Raw genomic sequence first — 16034 nt, 5'->3', positions numbered from 1 at the left:
TCCATGGCCAAGTCATTGATGTTCATGGGGACCGGCTCGGATGTCGGCAAATCGCTGCTGGTGGCAGGGCTTTGCCGCGCGCTGAGCAGTCGTGGATTGCGCGTTGCGCCATTCAAGCCGCAAAACATGAGCAATAATGCTGCGGTAACTGTCGATGGCGGCGAGATCGGCCGGGCGCAGGCGCTGCAGGCGCGGGCATCGCGGCGCGAGCCGGTGACGGCAATGAACCCGGTGCTGCTCAAGCCCGAGCAAGAGACCGGCTCGCAGGTCGTGGTGCGCGGCCAGCGCCGGGCGTCGATGTCGGCGCGGGACTATTGGCGTGAGCGCGGCAAGCTGATGCCCGAGGTTTTGCAAGCCTTTTCAGAGCTTTGTGCCGATGTCGACGTGGTGCTGGTGGAGGGCGCCGGCTCTGCCTCGGAGGTCAATCTGCGGGCCAATGACCTGGCCAATTTCGGCTTTGCCCAGGCGGCCAATGTGCCGGTGGTGCTGGTCGGCGATATCCAGCGCGGCGGGGTGATTGCCTCGGTTGTCGGGACGTTTGCGGTGATCGATCCCGCCGATGCCGGCTGGATCAAGGCGACGCTGATCAACAAGTTTCAGGGTGATCCGGCGCTGTTTTCGGCGGGGATAGAGTTCATTCGCGAGCGCACCGGCGTGCCCTGCCTGGGGCCTGTACCATGGTTTGCTGATGCCGGAAAACTGCCGGCAGAGGATAGCCTGGGGCTTAGCAACACCCCCCTTCGTGTTAACAGACTGTTAACATTGGCAGTGACGCAACTGCCCCGTATTGCGAATTTTGACGACCTCGATCCGCTGCGCGCCGAGCCCAATGTCAATGTGGTTATGGTGCAGCCGGGCGAGCCAATTCCGCGCCATGCGGACTGGATCATCCTGCCCGGCAGCAAATCCACCCGCAGCGATCTGGCGGCGCTGCGTGCCAATGGCTGGGACCTCGATATCGCCGCCCACCACCGCGCCGGGGGCAGGGTGCTCGGCATTTGTGGCGGCTATCAGATGCTCGGGCGCAGTATATCAGACCCCGATGGCATCGAGGGGACAGCCGGGACCAGCGAGGGGCTCGGCCTGCTCGATATTGAGACCGTGCTGACGCCGGTCAAGCAATTACGGGTCGAGCAGGCCACGCATGCCGCCTCGGGTGAGGCGGTCGCCGGCTATCATATGCATATGGGCGAAACCACGGGCCGCGACCGCGATCGGTCATTTGCGCTGGTGGATGGTGCCGGCGAGGGCGCGGTCAGTGCGGATGGTCGCGTCATGGGCACTTATCTCCACGGCCTGTTTGCCGGCGATGCTTTCCGCCGCGCCTTCCTCGGCAATCTCGCCAGCCCCGACCTGGCCTATGAAGCAAGCGTCGAGCAGACGCTTGACGATCTGGCCGCCCATCTCGAAGAGCATCTCGATATCGATGCGCTCCTGGCGCTGGCCGAACCGGTGAGAATGGACTGATGCACGCCTTCATCGCCCCCATTGCCCTGCTGCTCGAACGCTGGCTCGGCTATTCGCCGAAACTGGTGGCGGCCATTGGCCATCCGGTGATGTGGTTCGGCTGGGTGATCGACTATCTCGAAACCCGGCTCAATACGACCAAGCGGAGTGACGCGCAGCGCCGGCAGGCCGGCATGGTGGCGCTAGCGCTGCTGTTGCTTCTGGTGCTGGCCGTCACGGTGGCGGTGCAGCAAGCTCTGCGGGCCATTCCGGGCGGCTTTGTGTTTGAAATCCTGCTGGCAACGCCCTTCCTGGCGCAAAAGGAACTTGGTCGCGCCGTCGAGGCGGTGGCCATTGCGCTGCGAAGCTCGCTCGATGCCGGGCGCGGTGTGGTCAGCCAGATCGTCGGCCGCGATCCGCAGGCGCTGGACGAGGCTGGCGTGGCGCGCGCCGCCATCGAGACGCTTGCCGAAAGCACGTCGGATGGCGTGGTGGCGCCCTGGTTTTGGCTGGTGATGCTCGGCCTCCCGGGCATCGCGCTCTACAAGGCGATCAACACGGCGGATTCGATGATCGGGCACAGGAACGAACGCTATCGCGACTATGGCTGGGCGGCGGCCAAGCTGGACGATGTGGTCAACTGGATCCCTGCGCGGTTGACGGCCGTGCTGATCACGTTCGCCTGCTTTTTTACCCCCCACGCCAGCCCGAGCAAAGCCTGGGAGATCGCCCGCCGCGACGCCCGGAAACATGCCTCGCCCAATTCCGGCTGGCCCGAAGCGAGCTTTGCCGGTGCCCTGGGCTTCAAGCTGGGCGGGCCGCGCAGCTATGATGGCGAGGTGGTTGAGCTGCCCAGCTTCGGCGATGGGAAATCCGAGCTGGTGGGCAGCGATATCCTGCGGGCACTGGTGCTGTATCGGGCCACGTTGGATGTGTTGCTGGGGCTGAGTGTGGTGGTGGCGCTGCTGGTGTTTGCCGCTTAGGCCTCGTGAATCCGCGTCTCGCTCTGCCCAGGTGCCTCGCCCTTCAGCGTGATCGGCAGGCCCGCCACGATGAAATAGGCATCATCGCAAATCTCGGCCAGCCGCTGATGTGCCGATCCAGCCAGATCGCGGAACGTCCGTGCCATGGCGTTGTCCGGCACGATGCCAAGCCCGACTTCATTGCTGACCAAGATCACCTTGGCCGTCTTGAGCTGCACCAGCGTGGCGCCGAGCTCGCCGACCGCCTTAGCGACATCCTCATTGGCCATCAGCAGGTTGGTGATCCACAGCGTCAGGCAATCGACGAGAATCACATCGTGATCCATCGAGGCTTTCAGCAGCGCATCGGATAGATCGAGCGGCTCCTCGATGGTGGCGAACTGGCCGGCGCGGCCGGCCTTGTGGCTGGCAACGCGGTCGCGCATTTCCGAATCCAGCGCTTCGGCAGTGGCCAGATAGGCCGGCTTGCTGCCGCTGCGGATGGCCAATTGCTCGGCGAAGGCCGTCTTGCCGGAGCGTGCACCGCCCAGAACCAGCACATGTCGCGTCATTTTATCGTCTCCCGGCCGCCTACCGCTGTGGTCTATGATACAAAAGCCGTCACGCGCAAAGCGGTTGCGCCATGCCTGCAGCCTAGCCATGCAAAGCCCGCTCTTGGCACCTGATTTTTGTGCCTTATTCTACTTTCGTCTAAGCGGCTTTCGCATTATGGTCCGCGCCGAAACAAGACCTTAGAATCCCTCCAATCCACGGAGAATCCTAGCGTGACCCGATATTATCTTGGCGTTGATGGCGGCGGCACCAATTGCCGCGTGCGTCTGGCCGATGAAAATCTGGTGACGCTGGCCGAGGTCAAGAACGGCCGCTCCAATCTGCAGATCGATGATGGCGAGCCCGCCTACAAGGCCATTCTCGACGGCACGCGCGACGCTTTCGCCGCAGCGGGCCTCGATTATGCCGAAACCGCCAACACTTACGCCTGTTTCGGCATGGCCGGCGGCCGCATGGATTCGGCCCGCGCCGAGTTCGCCGCCCGCGCCTGGCCATTTGCCGGCGTGAAAGTCTATGACGATATCGATATCGCCCATGCCGGCGCGCTGGGTGGCGAAGAGGGCGGCGTCATCATCGTCGGCACCGGTTCGGCCGCCATGTCCATCGTTGACGGCAAGCGCCACCAGGCCGGCGGCTGGGGTTTCCCCACCGGCGACCAGATGTCCGGCGCCATTCTTGGCCGCGAGCTGATGCGTTATTCGGTCGAGGCCGAGGACGGCCTAGTCGAAACCTCACCACTCACCAAGGCGGTCATCCAGCAACTTGGCGGCGACAACCAGGCCGTGATGTCCTGGGCTTTCGCCACGGCGCTCGATCTCAAGGTGCTCAGCGCCGACGGTTCGGAAGGTTGCGACGACGCCCTGATCGGCCGCGCGCCCGCCGAATTCGGCAAGCTGATGCCGCTCTTTATCGATTATCTCGAAAAGGGTGATCCGGTGGCCCAGAAAATGCTCGATATCGAGCTGGGTTATATCGACACCTATGCCAATTGGTTCAAGCGCCACGGCGCAGAGGTGATGGCCATTGTCGGTGGCTTCGGCCAGCGGCTGTTCCCGATCCTTGAACAGCGCTATGGCAATTTCGTCGCCCTGCCCAAATTCGAACCGCTTCATGGCGCCGTCATCCTCGCCAAGCAGAACTTCGCCTAAGACCGCGTCAAACTAAGGACTAGCCCCTTGTCCAGCCGTATCATTCCCGTCCAGCCGTTCGACTATGTGGTGTTTGGCGCCACGGGTGACCTGACCAAGCGCAAGCTGATTCCGGCGCTGTATCACCGCTTCAAGGACGGCCAGTTCGACGAGCAGAGCCGCATTATCGGTGCTTCGCGTTCCAAGCTGAGCGATGCTGAGTTCCAGACTGCAGCGCGCGATGCCATCACGCAGTTCGTCGAAAAGGAATATCAGGATCAGGCGGTGATCGACCGCTTCATCAAGATTTTCTCCTATGTCGCCGTCGATGCCAGCAAGCCCGAAGAATCCGGCGATCTGGGCAAGAAGCTGCGCGACGATCCGAAAATCATCCGCGCCTTCTATCTCGCCGTGGCGCCCGACCTGTTCGAGCCGATCGCCGAATATCTGCACAAGAAGAAGCTCTACCGTCGCGACGCCCGCGTGGTGATCGAAAAGCCGCTCGGCCACGACCTGACCTCGTCGATGGAAATCAACGATGGCGTGGCCAAGATCTTCAAGGAAGATCAGGTCTATCGCATCGACCACTATCTCGGCAAAGAGACGGTGCAGAACCTGCTGGCGTTGCGCTTTGCCAACACGCTGTTCGAGCCGATCTGGAATTCGGCCCATATCGACCATGTGCAACTGACTGTGGCCGAAAGCGTCGGCGCCGGCACGCGCGGCTATTACGACGAATCTGGCGCCCTGCGCGACATGATCCAGAACCACATGCTGCAGCTGCTTTGCCTCGTGGCCATGGAGCCGCCCGCTTCGGACGATGCCAATGCGCTGCGCGACGAAAAGCTCAAGGTGTTGCGCGCCCTCAAGCCGATCAGCAATGGCGATGTGGCCAAGAACACCGTGCGCGGCCAGTACAAGGGCGTCAAATCCGAGACCACTTCGGTGGCCGGCTATCAGGACGAACTGCCCGAAGACAAGAAGGGCAGCCGCACCGAGACCTTCGTTGCTCTCAAGGCCGAGGTCGAAAACTGGCGCTGGGCCGGCGTGCCCTTCTATTTCCGCACCGGCAAGCGCATGGCCAGCCGCGCCTCGGAAATCTGCATCCAGTTTAAGCCGATCCCGCATTCGATCTTCGACCATGCCGAAGGCGCGCCGCGCGCCAACAAGCTGATCATTCGCCTGCAGCCCGACGAGGGGGTCAAGCTGATGATGATGATCAAGGATCCGGGCCCGGGCGGCATGCGCCTGCGCGAAGTGCCGCTGAACCTGAGCTTTGCCGCCACTTTCTCCGAGCGCACGCCGGAAGCCTATGAGCGCCTGCTGATGGACGTGATCCGCGGCAGCCAGACGCTGTTCATGCGCCGCGACGAGCTGGAAGCCGCCTGGAAGTGGGTCGACCCGATCCGTGAAGCCTGGGACCGCTCCTCCGAGCCGCCGCAGTCCTATGTGGCCGGCACCTGGGGCCCCAGCGGCTCGATCGCCCTGATCGAACGCGATGGCCGCACCTGGTATGAGGGTGACAACTGATGAGCATCGAACGCCGCAGCTTTGCCGACAAGCCGACCCTCGCTAAGGAACTGGCCGAGGCGGTGGCCGATCGCATCCGCAATGCCATCGAGACGCAGGGCACGGCGGCGATCGCGGTAAGCGGCGGCTCGACGCCGGCGCGCTTCTTCCAGGCGCTGGGCAAGACCAAGGATATCGACTGGTCCAAGGTCATCGTCACCCTGGTCGACGAGCGCTGGGTCGACGAGACCAATGACCGCTCCAATGCGCTGCTGGTCAACGAACGCATGTTGCAGGGCCCGGCGGCAACGGCCAAATTCTTCCCGCTCTATTCGGGCGGCGACGAGCCGGATGCCACGGGCGTCGCGAAAACCAATGCGCTCCTGGCCGACCTGCCGGAGACTTTCGCTGCCGTCGTGCTCGGCATGGGCAGCGATGGCCATACGGCCTCGTTCTTCCCCGGCGGCGATACGCTGGGCGAAGCGCTCACCGCCGAGGGCCCGACGCTGGCCATCCGCGCGCCCGGCGCTGGCGAGCCGCGCATAACCTTTACCCTTCCGCGTCTCCTCCGCACGGACGGGCTATACCTTCACATCGAAGGGGAGGAAAAGGCCGACGTGCTCGACACGGCTCTGGGTGATGGTCCCGTTGAGGACATGCCCATCCGCGCCGTCCTGCGGTCCGGCCACGCCGTCAACGTCTACTGGTGCCCATAGTCCCCTTCGCGATCCCCAATTGACCGCTTAGGCCACGAAGGGCTCCAGACCACTCTTAGGTTAGGAGCCGCCCCATGTCTGTCCGCCAGGCCATCCAGGATGTCACCGATCGCATCGCCGCGCGCAGCCGCGACAGCCGTCGGGATTATCTCGGCCGTCTCGACGCCGCCCGCGAGGCCGGCGTCAATCGTGCCGTGCTCTCCTGCGGCAATCTCGCCCACGCCTTTGCCGCCTGCACCCCGGCGGAAAAGGCGGCGCTGGCCGGCAACAAGACGCTGAACCTCGGGATCATCACCTCCTATAACGATATGCTGTCGGCGCATCAGCCGTACCAATTCTATCCCGATATCATCAAGCAGGCGGCCCGCGAGATCGGCTCGACGGCTCAGGTCGCCGGCGGCGTGCCCGCCATGTGCGATGGCGTGACCCAGGGCCAGCCGGGCATGGATCTCAGCCTGTTCAGCCGCGACGTGATCGCCATGGCCACGGCCATTTCGCTCAGCCACAACATGTTCGATGCCGCCGTCTATCTCGGCATCTGCGACAAGATCGTTCCGGGCCTGCTGATCGGCGCGCTGACCTTCGGCCATCTCCCGGCCGTTTTCGTTCCCGCAGGCCCGATGCCGTCTGGCATTCCCAATGACGAAAAGTCGAAGGTCCGCCAGCTCTATATGGAGGGTAAGGTCGGCCGCGCGGAGCTGCTCGAAGCCGAAAGCAAGTCCTACCATTCGGCCGGCACCTGCACCTTCTACGGCACCGCCAATTCCAATCAGATGCTGATGGAAATCATGGGCCTGCACCTGCCGGGCGCTAGCTTCGTCAATCCTGGCACGCCTTTGCGCGATGCCCTGACCCGCGAAGCCACCGTCCGCGCGCTGTCGCTGACGGCTCTCGGCAATAACTATACCCCGGTCGGCCATGTCATCGATGAAAAGGCCATCGTCAATGGCTTGGTGGGCCTCCATGCCACCGGCGGCTCGACCAACCATACCATGCATCTGATCGCCATCGCGGCGGCAGCGGGCCTACATGTCACCTGGGACGACATGAGCGACCTCTCGGACGCCACGCCGCTCTTGGCCCGCGTCTATCCCAATGGCGTCGCCGATGTGAACCATTTCCACGCCGCCGGCGGCATGGGCTTCCTGATCCAGGAACTGCTCGAAAGCGGCCACCTGCACGAAGACGTCAAGACCGTCTGGGGCGATGGCCTCTCCAACTACACCGTCGAAGCCAAGCTGCTCGATGACAAGCTGGCCTTCGAACAGTCGCCCAAGGAATCCGCCCTGCCCAAGGTTTTGACCAAGGTCGAGACCGCTTTCTCGCCCACCGGGGGCCTCAAGCTGCTCTCCGGCAATCTCGGCCGTTCAGTAATCAAGGTCTCGGCCGTCAAGCCCGAGCACCGCGTCATCGAAGCCCCGGCTCGTGTCTTCCACGGCCAGGAAGGCCTCCAGGCGGCGTTCAAGGCCGGCGAACTCAATGGCGACATGATCGCCGTAGTCCGCTTCTCCGGCCCCAAGGCCCTCGGCATGCCCGAACTGCACAAGCTCACCCCGTCGCTGGGCATCCTGCAGGACCGCGGCTTCAAGGTGGCCCTGCTCACCGATGGCCGCATGTCCGGCGCCTCGGGCAAGGTGCCCGCCGCCATCCACATGACCCCCGAAGCGGTCGATGGTGGCCCGATCAGCAAGCTCCGCGACGGCGACATGATCCGTCTCGACGCCAATGAAGGCACGCTGACCTTCCTCGGCGACGAAAAGGAACTGCTCTCCCGCACCCCGGCAACGGAAGACCTCCGCAGCCAGCACTACGGCATGGGCCGCGAGCTGTTCGCAGGGTTCAGGAGCCTGGTCGGCGTCGCGGATCGCGGCGCGAGCGTGTTTCAGTAGACCTCGGCCCGGCGCCTCTTGATATTTTTGCAGTGTGAACGACTTGAATGTGAGGAACGCACCCTAGGGGCCGTACATTGACAAAATGCCTTGGACAGTGTTCATTCGACAGTGAAATGGAGAGATGCTCATGATGAATCGTGAAGGTATCCGCGACTGAGCGATATGCTCTGTCCAGCCATAGTTTATGAAGGGGCCACGCAGATCATCAAGCTCTGCGAGGCCCCTTCTGTTTCTGTGATAAGCTATGTGACGCCCATTCTGGTTGCAATTTCTGCAAGCATCGCCGTATGGGGCATTATCTGGGCGCGCTCAGTGGCCTGCATGAGAGCCACGTTGGACATTATTGAAAAGACCGAGTCCACCGAACACTATCGGGGCTTGAACAAGACGTTCTCCGCGAGGCGAAAAGCCAATTCGTTTCAAGAGCTCCACCATCCGGGGGCGGATGCTGCCCTATCAACTGAGCGTACCAACGTTATTGACTATCTCAATCATTACGAGCTGGTCTCGATCGGGCTGTTGAGAAATCTTCTGGATTTCAAGATCTACAAGGATTGGATTGGTGGCCCGTTTGTGAGGGATTGGAACGCGGCGGCCGACTTCATCCAGCAGGAGCGGTGGCAGTGGGACGACAAGACCAGTCGATGGCTCTATCGGGAACGGGCATTTTCGAATTTTGCCAAGGTCGCACGTAAGATGAGCAAAGAGGCGCGCATCTTGACGCAAGAGACATCAAGACCGCCGGCCGCTCCCGAGGGGCCCAATGACGCGGCGCTACCTATTTTGACACCCGATGTACCTAAGCCCTTGGCCTAGGCCCCAATACTACCGACTGCGCCCGAACAGGCGTTCGATGTCTTTCTTCTTGAGCTCGACATAGGTCGGGCGGCCGTGGATGCACTGGCCGGAATGCGGCGTCGCTTCCATGTCGCGCAGCAGGGCGTTCATTTCGTCGACCCGCAGGCGGCGCCCCGAGCGGACCGAGCCGTGGCAGGCCATGCGGGCGATGATGGCTTCCATCCGGTCGCTGACGGCGGCGACGCTATCCCATTCGGCGAGGCCATCGGCAAGGTCGCGGACGAGGCCGTCGATGTCCGAATTGCCCAAAAGAGCCGGGGTCTCGCGTACCGCGATGGCGCGCGGGCCGAAGCGTTCGAGATAGAGGCCGAAGCGTTCCAACTCGGAAGCGGCGTCTTCGAGGCGGGCGCAGTCTTCCTCGGGCAGTTCCACCACCATGGGGATCAATTGCGCCTGGCTGGGCACCGGGCCGGAGGCCAGCTGCGCCTTGAACCGCTCATAGACCAGCCGCTCATGGGCGGCATGCTGATCGACCAGCAACAGGCCCTCGCCATTCTGCGCGATGATGAAATTATCAAACATCTGCGCCCGGGCGGTGCCGAGCGGGTATTCCATCAGCGCTGAGGAAGGTTCGGCGGCTTCGATGCGGGCGCTGGGTTCGCTGAGCCCATCGAGCCCCGCCTGACCGAAAACGGGCGAGAAGGGATTGTCGCTGCCGCGCAGGGCCGGGCGATCATAGCCGGCAAAGCTGCCGGTCCGTTGTGGCGCGTAGCTCGGGCCGGGTGAATAGGCCCCCACAGGCGGCGCGGCCGCCTCATAATTCGGCGTGGTGAAAGCGCCGAGCACGTCATCGGCAACGCTGGTGCTTGCCTTGAACCCTGCCGCCGTCAGCGCCTCGCCCACCGCTCGGATCACCGCCGAACGAACTGCCCCGGCATCGCGGAAGCGCAGTTCGGCCTTGGCCGGATGCACATTGACGTCCACTTCGCCCGGATCGACGGCGATATAGAGCGCCACCACCGGAAAGCGGTCGCGGAAGGTATAGTCGGCATAGGCCGCGCGCACCGCGCCCACCAGCACCTTGTCCTTCACCGAGCGGCCGTTGACGAAATAGAACTGGCTGAGCGAATTCGCCCGCGTATAGGTCGGCAGGCCCGCCATGCCGGCCACCACGACATTGTGCCGGCTGGTCGCCAGCCGCACGGAATTCTGCGCGAAATCATCGCCCATTACCTGACCGAGTCGCGATTCGAGCGCGCCATGGCCACTAACGGCAGGCCAGTTGCTCGGGCTGCGATCGCTGCCGTTGAGCATGAAATGCACGCCCGGATTGGCCATGGCCAGCCGCTTGATCACATCGGTGATGGCGCCCGCTTCGGCCCGGTCGGTCTTGAGGAATTTCAGTCTCGCCGGCACATTGGCGAAGAGGTTCTTCACTTCGACAATGGTGCCACGGTTCATTGCCAGCGGCACCGGTCCTGACCGGATCCCGCTCTTGACCTCGAGCCTCAGCCCGCTCTCCGCCGTCGCCGTACGAGAGGCAATGGACAACTCGGCCACGGAACCGATCGAGGCTAGTGCCTCGCCGCGGAAACCCAGCGTGCGGATATCGTCCAACTCGTCTTCGCTGAGCTTGGATGTGGCATGCCGCTCGACCGACAGCACGAGGTCGGCCCGGTCCATGCCATGCCCGTCATCCTCGATGCGGATCAGCCCCTTGCCACCGGTCGCGGTGGTGACAACGATCCGGCTGGCGCCGGCGTCGATGGCATTTTCCACCAGCTCCTTGACCACGCTGGCAGGCCGCTCCACCACCTCGCCGGCAGCGATGCGGTTGATCAGGTCTTCAGGCAGCTGGCGAATGGGCAAGGGCGATTCTCCTTGCTGAACTATATAGGCCGGCGCAGGCCGATTGTGACCCGGTTTGCGCAGAAGCGCACAAGGCGCTAGGGAAGATCATGCCCAGCCAATCGCCCATGGATATTGCTTTGTCCCTTGCTGAGGAGGCCGCTAGCCATGGCGAAGCGCCCGTCGGCGCTGTGGTCATGGAGGGCGAGGTGATCCTTGCCGCCGAGCGTAACCGCATGAAGGCGCTCAACGATCCCACCGCCCATGCCGAAATGCTGGCCATCCGCGCGGCTTTGGCCAGGCGCGGCACCGGCCGTCTCGATGGCTGCGACCTCTATGTGACGCTCGAGCCCTGCGCCATGTGCGCCGGTGCCGTGGCCCACACCCGCCTGCGCCGGGTGTATTTCGCCGCCGAGGATACAAAGGCCGGTGCGGTGGAAAACGGCATCCGCCTGTTCGACCAGCCGACCTGCCACCATCATCCGGAGGTGATTGCCGGGTTGGGGGCATCGCGATCGGAGGCGATGCTGCGGGCGTTTTTCCAGGCGCTGCGGTGAGAGGCTGACTTTGAACGCCGCTACTTAGTCGGATTGCTCTCGATCACCGGCACCCGACCAGCAATCCACGCCTCCACCTTGTCCCCCAAGATCCGCTTGAAGCGTTCCTTCTCCATCTCCGCATGCGCCACGATCTCGCGGACGCGCCAGAATTCCAGCGCGCCGAAATTGGTGACATGGGGGCGGATGTAGATGTCGGGCGGATAGGCGGCCATCATATGCGCGGTCAGCGAATGCATCATGATCTGGGCCGAGCCGAACCAGATATCGAGCGCCTTGTGGTCGGTCTTGGCAATGCCCTCGGACGGGTCGCCATTGACGTCGATGCCGATCAGAAAATCGGTGTCGATATCGGCCTGGTCGAGCGGCAGCGGATTGACCACGCCGCCATCGACCAGGATGTGATTGGCATAGACCACGGGTTTGAAGAGGCTCGGAATGGCGATCGAGCCGGCGATGGCCGGCCGCAGCAGGCCTGAATTGAACACCACCTGGTGCCAGGACTGGAAGTCGGTCGCCACCACATAGAGCGGAACCTTGAGGTCCTTGAACTGCAGCGGAAAGCTGGGGGGCGTGAAGGCATCGACGATGCTGGTGGCATCGAGCTGCATGGAAATGCCGTTCTTGAGAATGCCGCCAATGCCGCGGATCTGGGTGGCCCAGAGTTTTGTGGCAATGGTGCGCATGGTGCCCAGCACCTCATAGGAATGCTCGCGCAATTCCTTGCCGGTCATGCCGGCCGCCCATCCGGCGCCGATCAACGCGCCGATGGAGGTGCCTGATATCACCGAGGGTTTCAGTCCCAGCTCGTCCATCGCCTCGATATAGGGGATATGCGTCAGACCGCGGGCCGAGCCGCCGCCCAGTGCCACGCCGATCCTTGGTCCAGCAATCGTGCTCATCCCGTCGCGCTCCCCGCCCTTCGACCGGAGCCGATCGACCAGCGCCTTGCCGCGCATCTGCAGCGGGGTCAGCGGGCGTTGCGACGGCGTGCTGTCAAAGACTGACTTAAGATAGGGTAGGCCTGCGAGATTGAGAAATTGTTCAGTCGGAATTGGTGAACTGGCGGGCGATCTCGCGCCAGCCGATGTCGCTGCGGCTAAAGCCTTCTGGCCAAGCAATCTGCTCCACGCCTGCATAAGCACGCTGCTGCGCCTCTTTGACGTCCTTGCCCAGGGCGGTCACATTGAGCACGCGACCCCCGGCGGCGAGTAAACGGTCGCCATCGCGCCGCGTTCCCGCGTGGAACACATGTAATGTTTCGCTGTCCAAGCCCTCGGCGCCCTGAATCTCACTGCCCTTGCCATAGGTGCCCGGATAACCGTCCGTCGCCATGATGACAGTCAGCGCATATTGGTCTTTCCAGCTGACGTCGTGACCCTTGAGCGTTCCGGTGGCCGTGGCATGCAGCAGCGGCAGCAGGTCGCTTTCCATGCGCATCACCATCACCTGGGTCTCGGGATCGCCAAAGCGGGCATTATATTCGACGAGCTTTGGCCCATCCGGCGTCAGCATCAGCCCGGCATAGAGCACGCCCTGATAGGGCGTTCCCCGCGCAGCCAGCCCGCGCACCGTCGGCCAGATCACCCGCTCGATAACCTCTTCATAAATCTCGCGGGTCATCACCGGGGCCGGCGAATAGGCGCCCATGCCGCCGGTGTTGGGACCGGTATCGCCATCAAAGGCTCGCTTGTGGTCCTGCGCCGTGGTCAGCGGCAGGATATTTTCGCCGTCGCAGAGCACGAACAGCGAAACCTCCTCGCCCTCCATGAACTCTTCGATCACCACCGAAGCACCGGCCGCGCCAAACGTGCCGGAGAAGCAGTCGATGATCGCTTCCTCGGCTTCCTCCGTGGTCATGGCCACGGTAACGCCCTTGCCAGCGGCCAGGCCATCGGCCTTGATCACGATGGGCGCGCTCTGGGTGTAGAGATAGGCCAGCGCCGCGGCTTCGCTGTCGAAACGGCCATAGGCGGCGGTGGGAATATCCATCTCGTCGCAGAGCTGCTTGGTAAAGCCCTTCGAGCCTTCTAGCTGCCCGGCGGCCTTGCTGGGGCAAAAGCAGGTGATGCCCGCGGCGCGGACATCATCGCCGAGGCCGGCGACCACCTGGGCATCGGGGCCGACGACGACGAAGTCGATCGCCATCAGCTTGCAAAAATCGGTGACGGCCCTGTGGTCATTGATGTCGATGACGACATTTTCGGCCACTGCCGCGGTGCCGGCATTGCCCGGCGCGATGAACAGCTTGGTCAGCAGCGGCGACTGCGCGATCTTCCACGCCAGGGCATGTTCGCGCCCGCCCGAACCGATCATCAAAACCCGCATGCCCGCCTCCGATGTTGTCCCGGCGTGATGCACCAGAGGGACCGGGGAGGCAAGGATTTCTTACCTCTCCCCTGAGGGAGAGGTAAGGGCGTTACATCTCGGCTTCTTTGAACACCTGCGTCAGATCGCCATTCCATTCGCCACGGAACTTGTCCAACCAGCGCTCGGCCGGCGACTTGGCAAGGCGGATGGTCTCTTCCAGCGGCGCGAGATGGATCGTTTCGTCCTTGCCCTCGGCATTGCGGCGGTCGCGGCGGACAAGGCCAGCCTCGGCAATGCCCACGGCCTGGGCCGCTATATCATAGAGGTTGGAGCGATCATGCGGGGTTTCGAGGCCCAGGCGCGGCACTTCGCGGCGCATATGGGCGCGTTCGTCCTGGCTCCAGGGTTCGATCAGCTCATAGGCGGCTTCGAGCGAGACGTCGTCATAGAGCAGCCCGGTCCAGAAGGCCGAGAGGGCCGTGACTGACTTTTCGTCGCCCATATCGGCGCCGCGCATTTCGAGGAATTGCTTGAGGCGCACTTCCGGGAAAATCGTCGAGAGATGGTCTTCCCAATCCTTGATGGTCGGCTTTTCGCCCGGCAGTTGCGGCAGCTCGCCCTTGAGGAAGGCGCTGAAACTTTCGCCGGCGACATTCACATAGGCGCCGTCGCGGATGACGAAATACATCGGCACATCCAGCGCATAGTCGGCATATTGCTCGAAGCCGAAGCCTTCGTCGAAGGCAAAGGGCAGCATGCCGGTGCGGGCGTCGTCGGTATTGAGCCAGATATGGCTGCGGAAGCTGAGATAACCGCTGTCGCGGCCTTCGGAGAAGGGCGAGCTGGCAAACAGCGCCGTAGCCACCGGCTGCAGCGCCACCGAGACTCGCAGCTTTTTGACCATGTCGGCTTCGCTGGAGAAGTCGAGATTGGTCTGCACCGTGCAGGAGCGGAACATCATGGAGGTGCCGAGCGTGCCGACCTTTTCCATATAGGGCTTCATGATGCCATAGCGCGACTTGGGCATGGCCGGAATCTGGTCGACCGACCAGATCGGGGTGACGCCAAGGCCGAGGAAATGGATGTCGAGCGGCGCGGCGACCTTCTTGCTGACGCGCATATGCTCGGTCAGTTCTGCGGCGGAAGCATGCAGATCGACCTGCGGCGCGCCGCTCAGCTCGAACTGCCCACCAGGCTCCAGCGAAATGCCGCCGGCCGATTCATTGTTGCGCAGACCAATCGGGTTTTCGCCGTCATAGAAAGGCTCCCAGCCGGTTTCGGCCTGCACGCCATCGAGCAGGGCGCGGATGCCCTGCGGGCCTTCATAGGTGACCGGGCGCAGCGGATTGGTGTGGAAGACGTGCTTTTCGTGCTCGGTGCCGATCCGCCATTCGCTCTCGGGCTTGGCGCCGCGCGCCATCGCTTCGATCAGGTCGGCCCGCGACTCGATCAGGGGAGAATAGGTGTCGGCGCCGGCCATAAGCAGTCCTCGAGATATGAGGGTTCAATGTGGCGCGGAACATAGCGTTGCACCAGCCGAAAGCAATCGCCTTTTATCGCCAATCACCGATGATGGCCTGGATCACCGCCAGTGCGGCCACCGCTGCCGTATCGGCGCGCAGGATGCGCGGCCCCAGGCTAATCGGCACCACATAGGGCAGGGCCCGCAGTTTGGCCCGCTCCCCATCGGAAAAGCCGCCCTCCGGCCCGATCAGCACGCCGATCTTTTCACCCTTGAGCGCCTGCAGCGCGTCAACGGGGGAAGACGAGGCCTCGCTCTCATCGGCCAGGATCAGCTTGCGGTCGCTCGGCCAGGAATCAATCAGCCGGTCCAGCGTCACTTCGGCCGCCACTTCGGGGACATTGAGCACTTCGCACTGCTCAGCCGCCTCGATGGCATTGGCCACCAGCCGCTCATGCTTGAGTCGATTGACCTGGGTGAAGCGGGTGATCACCGGCTGGATGGTGCCGACGCCCATTTCCACCGCCTTCTGGATCACATAATCCAGCCGCTCGGTTTTGAGCGGGGCAAAGCCATACCAGAGGTCGGCAACAGGGGGTTGCACGGCAATCTGTTCGACGAGATCGAGCGAGACCGATTTCTTGGAATCGCTGGCCAGTTGCGCCAGCCAGGCGCCGTCACGGCCATTGAACAGCACCACCTGATCGCCCACCACCTTGCGCAGCACTGCGGCGAGATACAGCGATTGCTCCTTGCCCAGCGTGAACTGCACGCCCTGGGTCAGGGCGGATTTGACGTAAAGGCGGGGCAGGGCGGCGTGGGTGCGGGGCATGG

14 protein-coding genes are annotated in these 16034 nt (G+C 63.2%); 8 read left to right on the top strand and 6 right to left on the bottom strand.

Annotated elements, in window-relative coordinates:
* Positions 1 to 3 precede the first annotated feature (3 nt).
* Together BM045_RS05930 and cbiB are read left to right on the top strand one after the other, a co-directional pair.
* The gene (locus BM045_RS05930; protein ID WP_092180517.1) at positions 4 to 1467 is read left to right on the top strand and encodes a cobyric acid synthase; all 1464 of its coding nucleotides are present in this window, start codon (positions 4 to 6) and stop codon (positions 1465 to 1467) included.
* Positions 1467 to 2429: an adenosylcobinamide-phosphate synthase CbiB gene (gene cbiB / locus BM045_RS05925; protein ID WP_092180515.1), complete on the top strand. Its 963-nt coding sequence runs from the start codon at positions 1467 to 1469 to the stop codon at positions 2427 to 2429. Before BM045_RS05930 ends, cbiB begins: the two co-directional genes overlap by 1 nt.
* Here the strand turns inward: cbiB and cobU are convergent.
* Complete coding sequence (cobU, locus tag BM045_RS05920; RefSeq protein ID WP_092180513.1) at positions 2426 to 2980, bottom strand: bifunctional adenosylcobinamide kinase/adenosylcobinamide-phosphate guanylyltransferase; 555 nt, start codon at positions 2978 to 2980, stop codon at positions 2426 to 2428. The genes cbiB and cobU overlap by 4 nt on opposite strands.
* Before the next feature lie 213 nt (positions 2981 to 3193).
* On the opposite strand from cobU, the gene BM045_RS05915 reads away from it, so the two are divergent.
* The 5 genes from BM045_RS05915 (at position 3194) to BM045_RS05895 (ending at position 9041) form a co-directional block, all read left to right on the top strand.
* Entirely contained in the window at positions 3194 to 4129 is a 936-nt protein-coding gene (locus tag BM045_RS05915; RefSeq protein ID WP_170848395.1) for a glucosamine kinase nucleotide-binding domain-containing protein, read from the top strand.
* Positions 4130 to 4156: 27 nt separating this feature from the next.
* Entirely contained in the window at positions 4157 to 5638 is a 1482-nt protein-coding gene (gene zwf / locus BM045_RS05910) for a glucose-6-phosphate dehydrogenase (RefSeq protein ID WP_092180509.1), read from the top strand.
* Positions 5638 to 6333, top strand: coding sequence for a 6-phosphogluconolactonase (gene pgl, locus BM045_RS05905; protein WP_092180507.1), 696 nt, complete (start codon positions 5638 to 5640; stop codon positions 6331 to 6333). Before zwf ends, pgl begins: the two co-directional genes overlap by 1 nt.
* Before the next feature lie 74 nt (positions 6334 to 6407).
* Entirely contained in the window at positions 6408 to 8222 is a 1815-nt protein-coding gene (edd, locus tag BM045_RS05900) for a phosphogluconate dehydratase (protein WP_092180505.1), read from the top strand.
* A 249-nt stretch (positions 8223 to 8471) separates the two neighbouring features.
* Positions 8472 to 9041: a DUF4760 domain-containing protein gene (locus BM045_RS05895; RefSeq protein WP_170848394.1), complete on the top strand. Its 570-nt coding sequence runs from the start codon at positions 8472 to 8474 to the stop codon at positions 9039 to 9041.
* Between the two features lie 9 nt (positions 9042 to 9050).
* Here BM045_RS05895 and mutL read toward each other — a convergent pair whose 3' ends face one another.
* Entirely contained in the window at positions 9051 to 10892 is a 1842-nt protein-coding gene (mutL, locus tag BM045_RS05890; protein WP_092180501.1) for a DNA mismatch repair endonuclease MutL, read from the bottom strand.
* Positions 10893 to 10981: 89 nt separating this feature from the next.
* On the opposite strand from mutL, the gene BM045_RS05885 reads away from it, so the two are divergent.
* A complete protein-coding gene (locus tag BM045_RS05885; protein WP_210184980.1) occupies positions 10982 to 11428 on the top strand; it encodes a nucleoside deaminase in 447 nt (148 codons plus the stop codon).
* 20 nt (positions 11429 to 11448) lie between these two features.
* Here BM045_RS05885 and BM045_RS05880 read toward each other — a convergent pair whose 3' ends face one another.
* From BM045_RS05880 to BM045_RS05865, 4 genes are all read right to left on the bottom strand, one after another.
* Positions 11449 to 12330, bottom strand: coding sequence for a patatin-like phospholipase family protein (locus BM045_RS05880; protein WP_170848393.1), 882 nt, complete (start codon positions 12328 to 12330; stop codon positions 11449 to 11451).
* A 142-nt stretch (positions 12331 to 12472) separates the two neighbouring features.
* Entirely contained in the window at positions 12473 to 13756 is a 1284-nt protein-coding gene (gene purD / locus BM045_RS05875; protein WP_092180497.1) for a phosphoribosylamine--glycine ligase, read from the bottom strand.
* A 91-nt stretch (positions 13757 to 13847) separates the two neighbouring features.
* Positions 13848 to 15218: a glutamate--cysteine ligase gene (locus tag BM045_RS05870; protein WP_092180495.1), complete on the bottom strand. Its 1371-nt coding sequence runs from the start codon at positions 15216 to 15218 to the stop codon at positions 13848 to 13850.
* A 73-nt stretch (positions 15219 to 15291) separates the two neighbouring features.
* The gene (locus BM045_RS05865) at positions 15292 to 16032 is read right to left on the bottom strand and encodes a 16S rRNA (uracil(1498)-N(3))-methyltransferase (protein WP_092180493.1); all 741 of its coding nucleotides are present in this window, start codon (positions 16030 to 16032) and stop codon (positions 15292 to 15294) included.
* Positions 16033 to 16034 lie beyond the last annotated feature (2 nt).

Origin of the sequence: Devosia sp. YR412 (genome assembly GCF_900110945.1) — a bacterium.
In the GTDB taxonomy this organism is placed as follows: Bacteria; Pseudomonadota; Alphaproteobacteria; order Rhizobiales; family Devosiaceae; genus Devosia.
This window is presented reverse-complemented; position numbering and strand designations above follow the sequence as displayed.

Excerpts from the sequence above, each read along its gene's own strand:
- BM045_RS05930 (WP_092180517.1), top strand. The coding sequence starts at position 4 with ATGGCCAAGTCATTGATGTTCATGGGGACCGGCTCGGATGTCGGCAAA.
- cbiB (WP_092180515.1), top strand. The coding sequence starts at position 1,467 with ATGCACGCCTTCATCGCCCCCATTGCCCTGCTGCTCGAACGCTGGCTC.
- cobU (WP_092180513.1), bottom strand. The coding sequence starts at position 2,980 with ATGACGCGACATGTGCTGGTTCTGGGCGGTGCACGCTCCGGCAAGACG.
- pgl (WP_092180507.1), top strand. The coding sequence starts at position 5,638 with ATGAGCATCGAACGCCGCAGCTTTGCCGACAAGCCGACCCTCGCTAAG.
- edd (WP_092180505.1), top strand. The coding sequence starts at position 6,408 with ATGTCTGTCCGCCAGGCCATCCAGGATGTCACCGATCGCATCGCCGCG.
- BM045_RS05885 (WP_210184980.1), top strand. The coding sequence starts at position 10,982 with ATGCCCAGCCAATCGCCCATGGATATTGCTTTGTCCCTTGCTGAGGAG.
- BM045_RS05880 (WP_170848393.1), bottom strand. The coding sequence starts at position 12,330 with ATGAGCACGATTGCTGGACCAAGGATCGGCGTGGCACTGGGCGGCGGC.
- purD (WP_092180497.1), bottom strand. The coding sequence starts at position 13,756 with ATGCGGGTTTTGATGATCGGTTCGGGCGGGCGCGAACATGCCCTGGCG.
- BM045_RS05870 (WP_092180495.1), bottom strand. The coding sequence starts at position 15,218 with ATGGCCGGCGCCGACACCTATTCTCCCCTGATCGAGTCGCGGGCCGAC.
- BM045_RS05865 (WP_092180493.1), bottom strand. The coding sequence starts at position 16,032 with ATGCCCCGCACCCACGCCGCCCTGCCCCGCCTTTACGTCAAATCCGCC.